This window comes from Bordetella sp. 02P26C-1 (genome assembly GCF_009763255.1).
Classification (GTDB): Bacteria; Pseudomonadota; Gammaproteobacteria; order Burkholderiales; family Burkholderiaceae_B; genus Bordetella_A.
On the sequence record NZ_WSJB01000005.1, the window covers coordinates 159395 to 175083 of the forward strand.

At 54.3% G+C, this 15689-nt stretch carries 12 protein-coding genes and 1 pseudogene; 9 read left to right on the plus strand and 4 right to left on the minus strand.

Annotated elements, in window-relative coordinates:
* Positions 1–8 precede the first annotated feature (8 nt).
* The 3 genes from GOQ28_RS04020 to GOQ28_RS04030 are packed head-to-tail and all read right to left on the minus strand — an operon-like array spanning position 9 to position 3211.
* The gene (locus GOQ28_RS04020) at positions 9–1829 is read right to left on the minus strand and encodes a DNA/RNA helicase domain-containing protein (protein ID WP_160355520.1); all 1821 of its coding nucleotides are present in this window, start codon (positions 1827–1829) and stop codon (positions 9–11) included.
* 5 nt (positions 1830–1834) lie between these two features.
* The gene (locus tag GOQ28_RS04025; RefSeq protein ID WP_236844209.1) at positions 1835–2830 is read right to left on the minus strand and encodes an HNH endonuclease; all 996 of its coding nucleotides are present in this window, start codon (positions 2828–2830) and stop codon (positions 1835–1837) included.
* Between the two features lie 3 nt (positions 2831–2833).
* Positions 2834–3211 (minus strand): nucleotide pyrophosphohydrolase, encoded by a 378-nt coding sequence (locus GOQ28_RS04030; RefSeq protein WP_160355521.1) that lies wholly within the window; start codon positions 3209–3211, stop codon positions 2834–2836.
* A 630-nt stretch (positions 3212–3841) separates the two neighbouring features.
* Between GOQ28_RS04030 and GOQ28_RS04035 the strand changes: the two genes are divergently transcribed.
* The 9 genes and pseudogenes from GOQ28_RS04035 to GOQ28_RS04075 all read left to right on the plus strand — a co-directional run bounded on the left by GOQ28_RS04035 (position 3842) and on the right by GOQ28_RS04075 (position 14782).
* Positions 3842–5284 (plus strand): hypothetical protein, encoded by a 1443-nt coding sequence (locus GOQ28_RS04035; RefSeq protein ID WP_160355522.1) that lies wholly within the window; start codon positions 3842–3844, stop codon positions 5282–5284.
* Between the two features lie 79 nt (positions 5285–5363).
* Positions 5364–6170, plus strand: coding sequence for a hypothetical protein (locus tag GOQ28_RS04040; RefSeq protein ID WP_160355523.1), 807 nt, complete (start codon positions 5364–5366; stop codon positions 6168–6170).
* Between the two features lie 45 nt (positions 6171–6215).
* Positions 6216–7835 carry a hypothetical protein gene (locus GOQ28_RS04045; protein ID WP_160355524.1) on the plus strand — a complete coding sequence of 540 codons (1620 nt, stop codon included), beginning with the start codon at positions 6216–6218 and terminating at the stop codon, positions 7833–7835.
* A gap of 406 nt (positions 7836–8241) precedes the next feature.
* Positions 8242–8463 (plus strand): annotated as a pseudogene (locus tag GOQ28_RS04050) (aldehyde dehydrogenase family protein); the annotation flags it as partial.
* 155 nt (positions 8464–8618) lie between these two features.
* Positions 8619–9746: a Fic family protein gene (locus GOQ28_RS04055; RefSeq protein WP_160355525.1), complete on the plus strand. Its 1128-nt coding sequence runs from the start codon at positions 8619–8621 to the stop codon at positions 9744–9746.
* Between the two features lie 145 nt (positions 9747–9891).
* Entirely contained in the window at positions 9892–11145 is a 1254-nt protein-coding gene (locus tag GOQ28_RS04060) for a DUF2254 domain-containing protein (RefSeq protein ID WP_160355526.1), read from the plus strand.
* A 147-nt stretch (positions 11146–11292) separates the two neighbouring features.
* Positions 11293–12099: a citryl-CoA lyase gene (locus GOQ28_RS04065; protein ID WP_160355527.1), complete on the plus strand. Its 807-nt coding sequence runs from the start codon at positions 11293–11295 to the stop codon at positions 12097–12099.
* A gap of 2 nt (positions 12100–12101) precedes the next feature.
* The gene (locus GOQ28_RS04070; RefSeq protein WP_160355528.1) at positions 12102–13751 is read left to right on the plus strand and encodes a class I adenylate-forming enzyme family protein; all 1650 of its coding nucleotides are present in this window, start codon (positions 12102–12104) and stop codon (positions 13749–13751) included.
* A gap of 47 nt (positions 13752–13798) precedes the next feature.
* Complete coding sequence (locus tag GOQ28_RS04075; protein WP_160348803.1) at positions 13799–14782, plus strand: Bug family tripartite tricarboxylate transporter substrate binding protein; 984 nt, start codon at positions 13799–13801, stop codon at positions 14780–14782.
* A gap of 56 nt (positions 14783–14838) precedes the next feature.
* On the opposite strand, the gene GOQ28_RS04080 is transcribed toward GOQ28_RS04075, so the two are convergent.
* Positions 14839–15639, minus strand: a complete 801-nt coding sequence (locus tag GOQ28_RS04080) for an IclR family transcriptional regulator (RefSeq protein ID WP_160348804.1) — start codon at positions 15637–15639, stop codon at positions 14839–14841.
* Positions 15640–15689 lie beyond the last annotated feature (50 nt).

Below are 15689 nucleotides of genomic sequence, written 5' to 3' on the forward strand. Positions count from 1 at the left end.
TCAAACTTTCAGATGATGCCGCGCCGACTCTCCGAGAGTAAGGGAGCACAACCTTGGGCGGGATCGCTTCTTATGTACCTTCTTAAGGCATTCCGCAACCCTGAATCTGCTGCATAAAGAACCACACCTTTCTTAGCACGCGTCATGAGAACGTAGTAGATATTTCGAACGGCACGGGCGAATTCATGCCGCTTTTGCTCCTCTGGCAAGTTGAGCCTGTTCAAAGTCTCCGTGAGCTGCTTGTACTGCTGGGCCGCCGGCCGCACGCGAAGGCCCTTTCCATCCACAAAAGCGAGATCTTCTCCAATCAACACGCCCACATAATCGTACTCAAAGCCTTGCACCGTATAGATGGCTCCCACTTCTGCTATCAAACCAAAGCCTCTGTTCCATTCTGCATAGGCTCCATTGGCATTCCAACGCGCTTTCCAATCGCCGATTTCGATATCGTAGCCTCGACCTGGCGTGCGAAAGGTATTCCAGGGCCAGCAGTATCCGCCGACCACACGACAGGTCGTATTGCCTTGAGCCCGGTTCTTCAGAAACTGCACCATCTCTTCTGGTGAGTCGGCCAGAAGTACCTCATAACGCTCGTTCGACTCTAGTGTTTCAAGCTCACCATGATTCAGAAAACCATCCACCCACTGTAGGTACTTACCAGCATCCTCGCAACGCAACTGCTTCACTAGAGTTCGCTCGAGAATATGCATACCGGCACGGGCAGCCTCGTCCTGGATGTGATGGCTGCGGCATGTCTCGTCGGGATGCAGCCACTGGTTATCGTCTATGAAAAAGACCGCAAGCCGCTTGTTCCGCAAGAGTCGTTTCAGTCGCTCTTTGGCCAGACGGTGGGCTTCGTCGACTACCAAATACTCCGTCTCTGCAGTTCCGTCAGAATAGAAATCTAATTGCTCGACACAAGCCTTGATTGCAGCTGACCGGACGTGATACCTGGGATTCTTTCCTCGCTCCATCAAGTGTCTGATCAACAACATTGCAAGCACAGTTTTCCCTGTACCTACGATGCCATTGATGATGACACATGTTGGCCCCTCAACAGCATCCAAAGTTTCGACTATGTCTTTGAAAATCTCGATCTGCTCTGGCGATGGATCGAAAAGAGCGCTGCAATTGAGCTTATCGCTAAAGTTGGCAATGAACGAGCTTGAATATCTCAATTTAGGTGCCGTAAGGCGATTCAATCTCTCACTGGGCATCTGCAGCTTCGCTAATAGTTGGACAACCTCCTCACGACCTATATCGCGGGTTACCAGGAGAGCGTGACGTAGATGGTCTTGAAACTGAGGGCGTCTAAGAAGGTCGTTCTCGATTTCCCGGTACTCGTGCAGATATGCCACGGCATGTATCTTCGGAGCGAGGTCGCCGTAGTCCAACAACTGCTCAAGTGCCGTGCTGTACACATTAGCCTGTTCACAAGGGTGGTCAGCACAATATGGTTCGTGCGCATCGACAGTTAACCATCCCATGTCAAAGGTTTCGTTGAGGGTCACGCTGCCTTGGGACCATTGTTTAAGCTCGATCACGATGATATGCGTCTGGCCCGCCGCATCGTCTCCTACCAGCAAACAATCAGCCCTCCGTGTTCCCAACGGCATGGGATATTCGATCAGAATATGGCCGTCTATAGACAGAGGTTCCAATAACCTAGCCAAGGCAGGGAGAGACTTTTTCCACGATGCCATCTCTTGAGGAGAGACACTACCTTGGTCGAAGACCTCTCCAAAGCGCTGAACTAACAGATCAACAAAATCCTGGTTCGTTGCTCGCTTGCAAAAATCTTTGATCGTGAGGGTTGCCAGAGCTGCCATGCTTCTTAAAGAACTACGTTGTACTTCAGTGTCAGAGCTTTCAAACTCGGGAACTGGGTCTGGTCAACTGGTAGACGGATGCTAACTCCCTCGTACTGCTCGTAGATGGTACCAAAGAGCCCCTCATGAAGCTGCACCTTACCTTCCGGCGTAATCTTGAGTTGACCGAGGTCGAAAAGCGTGTGAATGTCCGCACGCAACAACAGTCCGTTCTGCACAGCGTTGGATTCAGCGCCCAGATAGGGGGCAATATGAGCGGCCTCAAGTACAGCCGCCACGTCGCAACCCGTTACTACACATTTGCCAGCATAGGCAATGAGCAAGTCCTGACGAAACTTGGGTTGCCCCTGGCGACGTACGACTTCCCGGATTATCTTCTTACGACCGTCCGCCATGTCCGTTGGGTCAAAGACAACAGCGGCGTCAGCCTCAACTTTGGCTTGCTCTAGCTCGAGTTCAATATACGATTTCGGAATGCGGCTACGGAAGACCTGCTGGACGAACTGCTCCAAGGTTCCGTAGGCGCCGAGAATTCCTTTGACCTTATCGTCCGAAATACGGGTGAAACCTCGATAGCCTCTGTTCAGATAGTTAACGACGGGCTCACTCATCACACCGGCCTCGATGGCGTGAGGCTTGCTCAGCAGATACATCTGCTCCCAAGTATTACCCTCATCGTCATGCCGCCAGATTCGGCTTGCCAGTTCTGGGGAGATAAACTTGCCGACCACTGAAGAGAGAAACTGGTACTGATTGTCGTACACCGTCAGCACCAGGTCTCCAGCTTGCATAGACTTCCAGGTGCGCTGATTCACTGGCCCTGGTACAGCTCCCCAGGCGTAAAAGCCATCCTCGCCAGGCAGGATTGACCGATAATAGTCCGTCTGCTCTTGCCCCAACGCCTCTTTCATCCAGTCGAAAGGCACAGGATTGAGGATCGAGTCTTTCAGGTGGGCGCGAGCATTCTTATCTCCCGCCGTAAACACGAAAATCTGACGCATGGCTCAATAGTCAGAATACTTATCAGAGCGCCCTTTCACCACGTCGGCCGGGTACTTCAGATCGTTGAGCTTGAGCTTTTCCTCGGCTGCCTTCAGTGGGTCTATGCCCGTGACGGAACAAAAGCGCATCAGGTAGATGAACACGTCGGCGACTTCATGAGCGACAGCCTCTTTCTTCTGGTCCGAGAACGCCGAAAAGCCTTCAGCGCCATCTTGCCATTGGAAAATCTCCATCAACTCAGAGACTTCCACGCTCATGGCCATGCTCAGATTCTTGGGGGTGTGATATTTGCCCCAATTCCTAACCTCTGAAAACAGGTCTATCCTTTTGCGTAGCGCAATAAGTTGATCTGTCTCAGTCTGGGAAACGTTATTACTCATCTCTAATCCTATACGTCAACTCTATAAGGCCAAATACTTTCAATAATAACGTGTGATGTTTCCAGTTCAGAGGGGCCATGACACGTATGACTGCGGGTATTTCCGCCCAACGCCGATGAGCTGACGACTCGCCATACATTGGCCTCAAGCTCGGCTTAGGATCAGGACTCTTGGGGCCGTAGCCTTACTCCCGAGTTTCCTCCGGCCGGATTGAAGAACTCAGATCAGCACAGCCTCTTTAGGGAGTACCGAAATGACTCTTCTGCAGCCATCAGTCGGCATAATTTGCGGAGAGAGTAGGACTATTTTGCATCTTGCTCTAGGGCCAGAGTTAAAAAACAATTATACTTATTGCAATATAAAGTTACTCTCAATGAAGAGGATCTCATGGCTGACAACGATGAGCACGAACTGAGACTACATAAACTTTATCTGATACTGAGCGCAGTTGATGACACATATCCCGGTGCTTCATCAATGGCGAGATAAGCTTAGACGACTTTTTCGACCGCGATGTGATGCTGCGAGGCGCTCAAGGCGTGCCAATACGAAGAAGTTGAAGTGCTTGGTCCTAGTACAGGAGAGGCCGTTGCTGTTTTCTTTGTTGCACCGATCACAGGGACAATTTGCATGACTACGGATGAACCAATTACGCTCTCGATGGCCTGGGGCATTGATCAGGACGTCATCAAAAAAGTCGGTGCAATAGACGTCACACTCAACTGTGATACGAACCTATTCATCGACCCACTCCTTTTGGCCGAATCAACAAACAAAGATTTTCGTGAATGCGCGAGTGCGGCATATGAGAGTCGATTTCATCAGCTGATCGAACTTCTAACAGCCTCAACAGCGATCAATGACGCGGCGTGGCGCGCCGCAAAGAAAAGAATCTCGTTCCACGAAATCGGCTACACCCACCTCGGCTACTCAGCAGGCACCAGCGGTTCCGGATTCGGCGACAAACTGGCGGAGAGCTTAATCTCTACTGCCAAGGAGGTTGTTAGCTTAGGTGTTAATAATCCGAATCTCTTCGTTGCTCTTGCATTGTTCGAGGACAGCGTTGGTGCTGATCGAATTAGCGATATGACTACCAATATCATCATTGAATGTCTTGCGCGATTTACGACCTCAACATGCACTCACATCAAAATAGATACGAAGTCTTTTGACATCAAGGGTAACAGCTATGATCTTCCACCCAATCCACTGAAACCGACGGAACCAATTCTCCTAGTTCCTGCTGACATTGTTAGAGACCTGCCTATCGCATCTGATTGGAGCTCTGTAAGCGCGGCAGCCCGAGAAACCGAGGATTTACGGGAACGGGTAAACGCTCATATTGGTGAAATATGGAAGGCAAAGACCCGGCGCGATAAAGAAGAAGTCCTAAGAAATGCCCTGCGAAGTAAAAAATCTTTCGATACTCTATTGGAGCTTATTCAATATGCTGCTGATGAGCCCTATGACATAGCGAACGATCATCGTGGCGAAATATACCCGGCAGACATTCGCAGGAACATATCTAGAATCCAACCACTTGATCTACACAAGTACTCAGGTAGAAAACTGGATCTTGCCGAGGTAGACGAAGTCGTCGTAGCAATAATTGCACAATTTAAGAACCTGATAGAGGACCGTGGACTCTGGAAAGAGTTGTGGGATGATAAGCAAAAGAATGCACGCCTTGAAAAGGCTATGCAGCGCCTCTTGTACGCAGTTGCACTGTCCTATTGTGACGCAAATGACCTTGATATTTCGCCAGAGTCTGACGGCGGTGCCGGTCCGGTTGATTTCAAAGTATCCAATGGTGCAAACTCAAAAGTACTTCTAGAGTTAAAGCGCTCTACAAACTCCAAGCTTGTAGATGGATACACTAAACAAGTGAACGCCTATCGAGCTGCCGAAGGCGCAATTCAAGCACATTATGTCGTAATTGATATTGGGGGGCTTACACCCATAAAAATGAAAGGATTGAGCGACGCTCGATCTACCGCCATCAAAGCAGGCCTTAATCCGTCGGAGATTGTAATAATCGATGGGAATATTCAAAGGTCGGCAAGCAAACGGTAGCACAAGTTTTTTATATAGCGTTCGATTAGAAACTTCACGCAGCAATAACTACAGATAAGAAAAGATAGGTGGAAGAAGCATGCCATATTCAGCAACTGTGTTTAATATCCTAATCGCATCACCTTCGGATGTGCCTGACGAGCGTCAAGCTATAGCAGAAAGCTTGCACGAGTGGAACGCGCTTCATTCTGAAAGTACGGGAAAAGTACTCCTGCCAGTGATGTGGGAATCTCACAGCGCGCCGAGCATGGGAAATCGCCCACAAGGAATAATTAACGAACAGGTAGTAAAGTCATGCGACATGCTTATCGGAGCATTTTGGACTCGTCTCGGCTCTCCTACTGGAGTCGAGGACAGCGGAACAGTTGAGGAAATAAAATGGTTTCTCAAGCAGAAAAAGCCTGTAATGCTCTACTACTCAGATGCACCAGTTCAACCGAGCAAGATAGATAAAACCCAGCTCGACAAGCTCGAGAATTTCAAGAAAAGCATTCGTAATCAGGGCATACAAGAAGAATACTCTTCGATCGAGCAATTAAAAACAAAGCTTTCACGTCACCTCACCATCGTTACCAGAGGAATTTCGGTGGGAACGGTGGTAACTGCCTCAGTGGTTAGAGAAGCCAAAGAATCGACGAAACTGGCAGCCGCTTCTCCACTAAAGACAGAGCGGAGCAATGCCAGCGGCGCTACTGCCTCACTGGAAGATTACACGGACAAGTCATTCGTAGTCCGAGGCGATACCAAGCTATTAAAAGAAGAGCTAAAAGAACTAGGTGGCAAGTGGATTAAAACTCGCGAAGGAAGTTACGCCTGGAATTTTTCTAAGAAAAAGCTTGAGGCCGTAGCTGAACTACTTAGCGTCCAACCAATACTAGCCGATTAACCTTTCTACCTTCTCCAGTCCTCCATTTCTAAGTAGTTGTGGTCCATGAATCCCGTCGGAATCGACACTAGCGCACTGCTAACCATGCTGGGCTTAATCGCTGCGGTATGGGCGGTCGTGCCAAACACCGCGAGGCTCAGCTTTCGATTGAGTTTGCATTGGTTCGATTGGCTGGTCATCTGGTCCGCATTACTCATCATCCACGCCTTGTTCTTCGAGCCCGTGCTGACAGCGCTAGGATTTCCTATCCTCGGGCCATGGCTGTGGGGCTTCGACAAAGGCGCTACTCAGTATCTACTGTTCCTCGCCCTCGCCGCCTATGTTTATTTTCGAGCAAACAGGACTAAACTCAAACGCTGGAATCTCGAACTATTCGATGATCTCACCACGTCTCTATTGCACGCAGGGAGACTCGAGGACCTTGCGGAGTTATTACATCGCCATCTCGACTCCGCACTAGAAATCGCCTCATCAAACAGCGTGCGCAGTCGTTTTGCAGATTGTATTCGTCCGCAGTCTCCTCGTTATCAAGTTTCGTACCAAAACGGGGCCTTTGTTCGGATAGAAGATAAGCCCAGCAGCGGCGTGCTGTGTAAATGGTTGGAGTTTCGTAGATGGGCAGCAGACCTAATTAGCCCGTCTCTGTGGTCGCAGCACCGCGCCAAGATTATTTTAAGGCGACTGCTTTCGTCACGCGAACTTACTACACATCTTGCCATCGCACGCCCCTACTTCTGCATGAAAGTAATGGAATGCGCAACGCTCATGGAAGAGAGCTTTCAACACGAATTCTTTGACGCATTATTAGCTAATGGGTCCAGCATCCTCTACCACGAGCTCAAGAACAGTCACAACTTCGGTAAGGGGGGACACCGCTTGGCGCTTCCTGAAGAAAACCGCCTATTGCGGTTTTACTGTTGCGATATCAGGGTGGCCGCTCGTCTGGGAGTTTACCAATCTGTTGGCGAAGCTGTTCTTGCGAGAATTGACACAGACGAAACTCTTCATAAGAAGCTAAATGGACGTCTGTTGACATTTCAACAGGTCGGGAAGTACCGCGACCCTGTATATGCGGGCATCTGGTTCTTTAGAATTATGGTGCTGGAAGGACTACATCAGCGTGCATCCGATCACTTGTGGCTTCACTACATGCCACATATTGCCAGCCGTCTAGTTGACCGTGCTCGCGAAGTTCGGCCAGACGATGAAAACCATGAATTTCCCACTCCACTGGCCTACTTGTTGTACGAAGTTGTTTCCGCTACTGCGGTATGGATCATAGACGCCGAAACCCTAACAAAATCTGGTGATCGACTGACTCCTGATCAACTAGAGGGAGATCATATATACATTGCCTTCGAGGCTGCGGAAGCCATTGGCCGTGTCATCCATCCGATCATAACGTCGTCTTGTGTAAGCCATCGAGTCAAGCAAGCCTTGCTTTACGTGGTACTCACAACGTTGCGTAACATTGACCAACACGAGCATTTGGCCTCCCTAAGCCAAGTGATGCGAACGCACCTTATTGAACCCTATGGCACCAAGGAGCAACCTCCATATCTCGCGGCCTTACAGCAATGCTTCAACGAGCAAGACCCGGTACTTCGCGCCCGACTACGCTCCTTCCATGAGGAGCTCTCAGCCGCTCTCGAGGGTAACCACTAAGTACGCTCTTTACACACAGATTTAGACTAGCAAGAATTCAGTTTTCATACGTGCTATGACGCCATTGATGCATAACTGAATCATGGCCAATGTCCATATTTGAATGTGCTGACAGCCAATATATCGCCCACAAGTTAATAGCGGCCCTCGTATAAAAGCCGACGGTTATAGCGCTGTACCGAAATTTCGGTACAGCTCAGGTACAGTGATCAGTTCTTATCAATTCAGTTAAAATACGCTAACCTGCTGATTCTAAAATAATTTCAGCTGTTTATACTTACACTCACCTTCGTCCCATTTCCCTAGACAAACACCTTCGCAAGCCAACTCAAAATCCCCCGCCGCAAGGCGTGCCGGTTCGATTCCGGCCCCGGGCACCACTTAAAAATCCCTAGTATTTGTCGATGGCTTGGTGGCCTATGCTTGTACGCGAGACGTCGGGCGGGCATTCCGCATGTCCCGGGATATCCAGGCGGGCATGGTGATCCTGAACTCCGGGTCGGTCGGCACGGCGTCAGTGCCGTTCGGTGGCGTCAAGCAATCCGGCTATGGGCGCGAAGGCAGCTTCTACGGCATCGAGGAATACGTCGAAGTGAAGTACGTGCTGATGGGCGGGCTGGACCGCTGAGGCGAGGGCTTGGCGTAACAAGGGTGATCTGTCGGAATCCGAGGCCGTCGCTGGCATGCTGGTGCGTTAAATGAGCGTGGCCAAACCAGCCGCGCGTTACCCCGCAACGTTGTATCAGGTTTGACGAACCCCTAAAACGCCCCCACGATCACCGCATGAAATACGGTGAATACATCTGGCAATCGCCGCACTGGCCTGATTGGTGCTACGACCTGGCCGCCCTGGCAGAGCCTTTGGCGGCCGTCAGTCGTGCTCAAGGTCTTTTGCTTGGCCGCCTGGCAGACGTGGGAATGGCCCTGCGCGCCGAAGCCAGCTTGGCGGCGCTGACCGAAGACGTTGTCCAGACCAGCGCCATTGAAGGCGAAACGCTCAGTGTCGCCTCGGTCCGATCCTCTGTCGCACGTCGTTTAGGCGTCGATATCGGTGCATTGGCCCCCGCAGACCGTCACGTTGACGGCATCGTCGACATGATCCTGGACGCCACCAGCAAAGCGATGGCGCCTCTTACTGCCGCGCGCCTATTCGGCTGGCACGCGGCACTAGTCCCCACAGGCTATTCTGGCATCAGTGCGATCAAGGTAGTCCACTGGCGGGATGACAGTAACGGTCCCATGCAGGTCGTCTCAGGCTCCATCGGTCGGGCAAAGGTGCATTTCGAGGCTCCGCCCGCGAACCGGCTAGCAGCGGAGATGGCACGTTTCCTAGACTGGTTGAATGACGCCTCACCGAAAGAACCCGCTCTCGTTCGCGCTGGCCTAGGCCACCTCTGGTTTGTCACCCTGCACCCCTTCGATGACGGCAACGGCCGTATTGCGCGTGCCATTGGCGACCTGCTGCTGACCCGCGCCGACGGCAGCCCCCAACGTTTTTACAGTTTATCTGCTCAGATCCAGCGGGAACGCAAAGCCTATTACGACATCATAGAACGCACGCAAAAGGGCGACATGGATGTGACGCGGTGGCTAACGTGGTTTCTGTCCACCCTGCTAAAAGCCATCGAACACGCCCATGGCGTTCTCGATCAAGTATTCGCCAAGGCAAAGTTCTGGCAGCATGCGGCAACCATTCCGATGAATGAGCGGCAGATCAAGGTGCTGAATCGTCTGTTGGATGGATTTGAAGGCAAGCTGACGACTAGTAAATGGGCAGCGCTAGCCAAATGCTCTCAAGACACTGCTTTACGTGACATCACAGAGTTGCTACAGCGAGGTGTTCTACAAAAAACCGACGCTGGCGGTCGCAGCACAAGCTACCAAATCCGACAGTTCCATGGGCAAGCATAAGCACAAGTCACCTCTTTACGTCCTTGGAGGATGCTAGCATCACCCTCGGTCGCCCTGTGAACCGCACGACTTCGTCGCGAGAAGAGTCTCATAACCGCATCGCCGATGCCTGTTACGCCCAAGACTATCCAATGAAGGAGCCCCTATGTCGCGCTGGCGCTGGATTTTGAATCGACTCGGAAAACGCCTTTGGCTACGTGCGACTCTCATCGGGCTGCTGGGTGTTGCCGCCGCCATTATGGCCGCGCTGGTTGAACGCTATATCCCCTGGGACCTGCCCACGAATATCGGCGCCGATGCGGTAGGCACCATTCTTAATATCATCGCCTCAAGCATGCTAGCCGTCACCACGTTCTCTCTCAGCGTGATGACAGCGGCCTTCGGGGCGGCAACCACGAACGTCACCCCGCGCGCCACTCGCCTGCTGATAGAGGATCGGCTGACGCAGACGGTGCTGTCTACATTCATCGGAGCATTTCTGTTCGGTATCGTCGGCATCGTGGTGCTCAGTACGGGTGCTTATGGTGATCGCGGACGCTTTGTGCTTTTTGTGATTACCGTGGGGGTGATCGTATTGATCGTGGCGTCGCTGCTGCGCTGGATCGATCACCTGACGCGCTTCGGACGCGTTGGTGAAACCACGGCGCGCGTCGAGCAGGCCGCCGAGCGGTCCATCGTCGATCGACTCGGCGCTCCCTATCTCGGGGGTCGGCGCATGGTCGATCTACCCGCAAACGGATATCCGATTACCGCTCCCGTGATCGGGTACGTACAGCACATCGACGTGGGCGCGCTGCAAACCATTGCCGAAGACATCGATCAGGACATCTATGTGGATGCTCTACCCGGGACGTTTGTCTATTCGGATACGCCGGTCGCGTGGCTCGCCGAGGCACCGACTGAGGAAGAGAGCCCCGAATTACAGGAACGTTTGCTCAAGGCGATCACCATTGGCACTGAGCGCAGCTTCGACCAGGATCCCCGCTTCGCGCTGTCGGTGATGAGCGAAATCGGGTCGCGGGCCTTGTCGCCAGCCACCAATGACCCCGGCACGGCTATCGATGTCATTGGTCGCATGACTCGATTGATGAGTCTCTGGGCGGCGTCCTGCGAATCCGCGGATATCGAGCCTGTCTATCCTCGCGTGCATGTACCGGCTTTGCGCACCGATGACCTGTTCGAAGATGCTTTCATGTTGTTGGGCCGGGATGGCGCCGGGCTCATCGAGGTGCAGCTGCGTTTACAGAAATCGCTGTTGGCGCTGAGTCGTTGGGGCGATAGCGCCTACCGCGCTGCGGCGCTGGCAATGGCCCACGAAGCGCGTGACCGGGCTGAGGCTGCTCTGACGCTTGAGGCAGATCGGGCCCGTCTGCGGGCCTTGTATATGCCCGGGGGCTAACGAGCGACCGGCACCGCGACTACCACCCGGTTCTTAGCCGGGGCTTTCGAGCACCCTACTCCCTATTTACGAAAAGCCTCAACTGCTCTACACTCATTTTCGGGATACGAATTATTTTTCGTATCCCGAAAAACACTAGGAGACAGCATGGCTGGGCAGGATAAAGAGGTAGGCGTCACCGCTATTTCAAAGGTGGAACCGGATCGCGTCACGGTGCGTGGCAAGGACTTGGCCAGTGAGTTGATTGGCAAAATGTCCTATACGGCGTACTTCCTCTTCCTCTTGACGGGCAAGGAGCCTTCGGCGGAACTGGTCAAGTTGGCCGACGCAACTATGGTCGCCATTGCGGAACATGGCTTTGTCCCGTCTATCCAGGCGGCACGGATGACGTACGCCGCCGCTCCGAACGCGATGCAAGGCGCCGTGGCTGCGGGCCTGCTGGGGTGTGGCCCCGTGATCCTGGGCGCATCATCGGAAGCGGGGGAGTTCTTCGCGGAAATTCTGGCGTATGCGGATTCGCAGAACGTCTCATTAACAGACGCCGCCGCGACACTGCTGCGCCAGCGTAAAACAGCGCGCCAGCCTGTGCCTGGCTTCGGCCATCCCATTCATCGGGAAGAAGATCCGCGCTCGACCCGTTTGCTGGCGTATGCGCGCGAACTGGGCACGGCAGGCCGACATGTGGATGCCTTGCTAGCGGTGGAGGAAACATTAGAGGCAGCTTACGGGCGTGCATTGCCGATGAACGTGTCGGCTGCGATTCCTGCGGTGTTGCTGGATGCCGGTTTTCCGCTGCACGCGCTGCTAGGCATACCGATGGTGGCACGCACGGGCTCGTTGATCGCACATCTGTATGAGGAAAAAGAGACCCGTTTGGGGTTTAAGCTCGCTGCGCGTGCCGAGGCCGGCGTGCGTTACGAGCCGGCTGAAAACACCGACACGGCGGCGGAATAGTCATGGCAGCGAATAAGCTTTCACCGCAAGAGGTCGTGGCGCTCTACCCTGCCCACGATTATTCCTTATCGTCGCTGCTGCAAAGCCGTATCACGGCCGTACCAGACAAGTCGTTTCTGGAATACGAGGATCAGCGCTGGACCTATGCCGAATTCGGGCAGACGGTCGATCAGACGGCGGCCTGGTTGCGCAAGCGCGGCCTCAAAGCGGGCGACAGACTGGGGGTATTTTCGCAAAACCACCCCACGACAGTCATTCTGCTGTTCGCGGTGGCAAAGATCGGCGCCATCATGGTGCCGTTGAATCCGGACTTTGGCGTGTCCGAAGCGCGCTATGCGCTGTCGAACGCCGAGGTCTCGGGCATCGTGTGTTCACCCCGCAACTGGCAGCGTGCGCAGGAGGCTTGCCGCGAGATGTCGCCGCAGCCTTGGATCGTGCTGAATCAGTCTGAGGACAATGCTATCGGCGTGCCTGCCATGGGCGACGAGATTACTCCGACGGACGCGATCCCCGCCGATGAGGCGAGCGGCGATGCGACCTGTTTGTTCATCTACACCTCTGGGACGACGGGCTCGCCCAAGGCCGCGATGCACGGGCAACGGGGCGTGGTGCTGACTGCCGAAGGCTTCGTGGTGCGGATGCACCTGCAGCCGGACGAGCGGGCGCTATGCGTGCTGCCGCTGTTTCATATCAACGCGCTGTTTTATTCGGTTGGCGGGACGTTGGCCGCCGGGGCAACGTTGGTGTTGAGCAGCCGTTTTTCGGCGTCAACATTTTGGTCTGTGGTTCATGAAACGCGTGCCACGACGTGCAATCTGATCGGTGCTGCAGCATCGATTTTGATTAAGCGTGATCGCAGCGAGTTCCGGCCCGGTCATTGCATGACGAAGATGTTCATCGCGCCGTTGGATGAAAACCTGGTCCGGGTTTTCAACGATGAATTTGGCGTGCGTGATCTGATCGAATGCTACGGCATGACGGAAATTCCCGGCGCGATATCCAATCCGTTCCCCGGCCCGCGCAAGCTGGGCAGTATGGGACGCATATCGCCGCACCTGTCGCCCGACTATCCGCAGCCACAACTGAAAGTGGTGAACGAGCGGTTCGAAGAAGTCGGTATCGGCGAACATGGCATTTTGCTGGTTCGTACGCCTACGGTGATGCAGGGGTATTACCGCGATGCCGAACGCACGGCAGACGCCTTCCATGACGGCTGGTTCATCACGGGCGATCTGGTGTGGCGGGATGCGGACGACTTCTATTGGTTTGTCGCGCGCCAGCGCGATGTGATCCGCTGCCGGGGAGAAAACATCGCGGGCGCGGAACTCGATCGCGTCATCAGCGCCCACCCCGATGTTCTGGAAGCCGCTGTCATCGGCGTGCCCGCCGAGTTGGGAGAGGAAGACATCTTTGCTGTGGTGGTTGCACGTCCGGAAAAGCACCCCACTGCAGAAGATATTGGTCAATGGGTCGCGCAGCAGCTCGCGCCCATCAAAATCCCGAGATATGTGGCGTTTGTCGAGGCATTGCCCAAGACACCGACGCAACGGGTAGAAAAGTTCAAACTTAAAGCAGATTCACAGCTGTTTAAACGCGCAACGAAGATTCAAATCGTTCCACATACAACACGACGCGGTGATGCCGTCCGGTAAATCGCGCACCTTTGCCTCATACATCGACAGTCATCACGGAGGAAGACATGATCAAGATCCACACCCTGCATAAGGCACTCAGCGGTTTGGCATTGGCGACTTTCGCGCTTGCCGCGCCCAGCGCGTATGCGCAAAATTATCCATCGCAGCCCATCAAAATGATCGTCCCGTACGCACCGGGCGGCGCGACTGACATCATCGGGCGTCTGGTGGGCAAGGCCCTGTCGGAAAAGCTCGGCCAGCCTGTGGTGGTCGAGAACCGCGCGGGTGGCAACACCGGCATCGGCGCGGCCACCGTCGCGCGCTCCGCGCCGGATGGCTATACGGTGTTGTTTACCAACGATGCGACATTCGTGCTGAATCCTGCAGTCGCCAAGAACATGCCGTACAAGCTGGAAGACCTGACCCCGGTCGGCACGGTGTGCTACTTGAACCTGGGTATGGCCGTGAATGCCGATACGCCGGTCAACAACATGAAGGAACTGCAGGCCTATACCAACAACAATCCAAAGAAATTTGCCTATGGTTCTTTCGGGGTGGGCAGCCACCCGCACTTCATGGGCGAGATCTACAACACCGTCACGGGCTCGGACGTGACCCACGTGCCGTACAAGGGTTCGTCGCCCGCCGTGGTTGACGTGGTGGGCAATCAGGTTCTGTTCACGTTCCCGGCGCTGGCCACCATCCAGGGCCACGTGAAGGACAAGCGGATCAAGGTCCTGGCGATTTCCGGCGAAGAACGTTCGTCGATGATGCCCGACGTGCCGACCTTTACGGAGGCCGGCTACCCTGACCTGAACATTGGCAGCTGGTACGGTTTCTTCGCGCCGGCCGGCACGCCCAAGCCCATCGTGGATAAGCTGAACACGGCGCTGGCCGAGATTCTGGACAACCCCGAAGTCTCTAAAAGCCTGATCGCGCAGGGCACGATTCCGCTGAAGATGACGCCCGCGGAAATGGAGACCCGTATGACGGAAGAGATCAAGCGCATGAAGGCGGTCGCACAGTCGGCCGATATCTCGATCGAGTAAGCCCACAGGCTGACCCGCATCGTACAGAAGGCCTGTATCGATGCGGGGAGCCGGTGTTAACCGAGTACGGACACCGTCAGGGCGGGGTAGCGGATCAGTTGTTCGCTGATGTGCTGCGCCGCCCTCTGTAATGGTTCAAGCCGCGTCTCGATGAGTTTGTCGCGCGTGACCTTGGTCGAGTCGGCGGAACAGTTGATGGCCGCAACGACGCGGCCCTGCTGATCCCGAATCGGCACGGCAATCGCGATAGTGCCCAGGCCTATGGCATCCTCGGCGATGGCATAGCCGTTCTCGCGGGCCGCCATGCACAGAGCGCGTACCTCGTCACGAGTGACGGGCGTTTTATCGGTAAAGGCAGGAAACGGAGCTCCGCTCAGGTAGGCCTCTAGCTCCTCGTCGGGCAAGTGACCCAGCAGGACGTAGCCAGTGGAGGCACCATGCGCGGGCATACGCGCGCCCACATGTTGGCGCAATCGCGCCGGCCGATTGCTAGGGATATGCACGACGTAGACGACGTCATTACCATCCAACACGGTCAGCGACGACGCGTCGTGAAACACGTCCACGATATCCTGCAGATAGATCTGCGCGACCTGATTCAGGTTCATGGATTCAACAAACGCGGCCCCCAGTTGCAGTACCCGCGCCGTCAAGACAAAACGGCGACCGTTTTGCTTAACATAGCCCAGCGCCATCAAGGTCAGAAGGGACCTGCGCACGGTTGCCGCCGTCAACCCGGTCTTGGCCGCCACCTCGCTGAGCGTCATTTCAGGGGTGTTGCTGGTGAACGCTAAAAGCACACTGATGCCGCGTGCGAGGGCGCTAACGAAATCGGGGTGGGAGTCATCGAGGGCCATGCACGCATTATACGAGGCGATGCGCCTGCGAACGTAGTCGAACAGCGCGC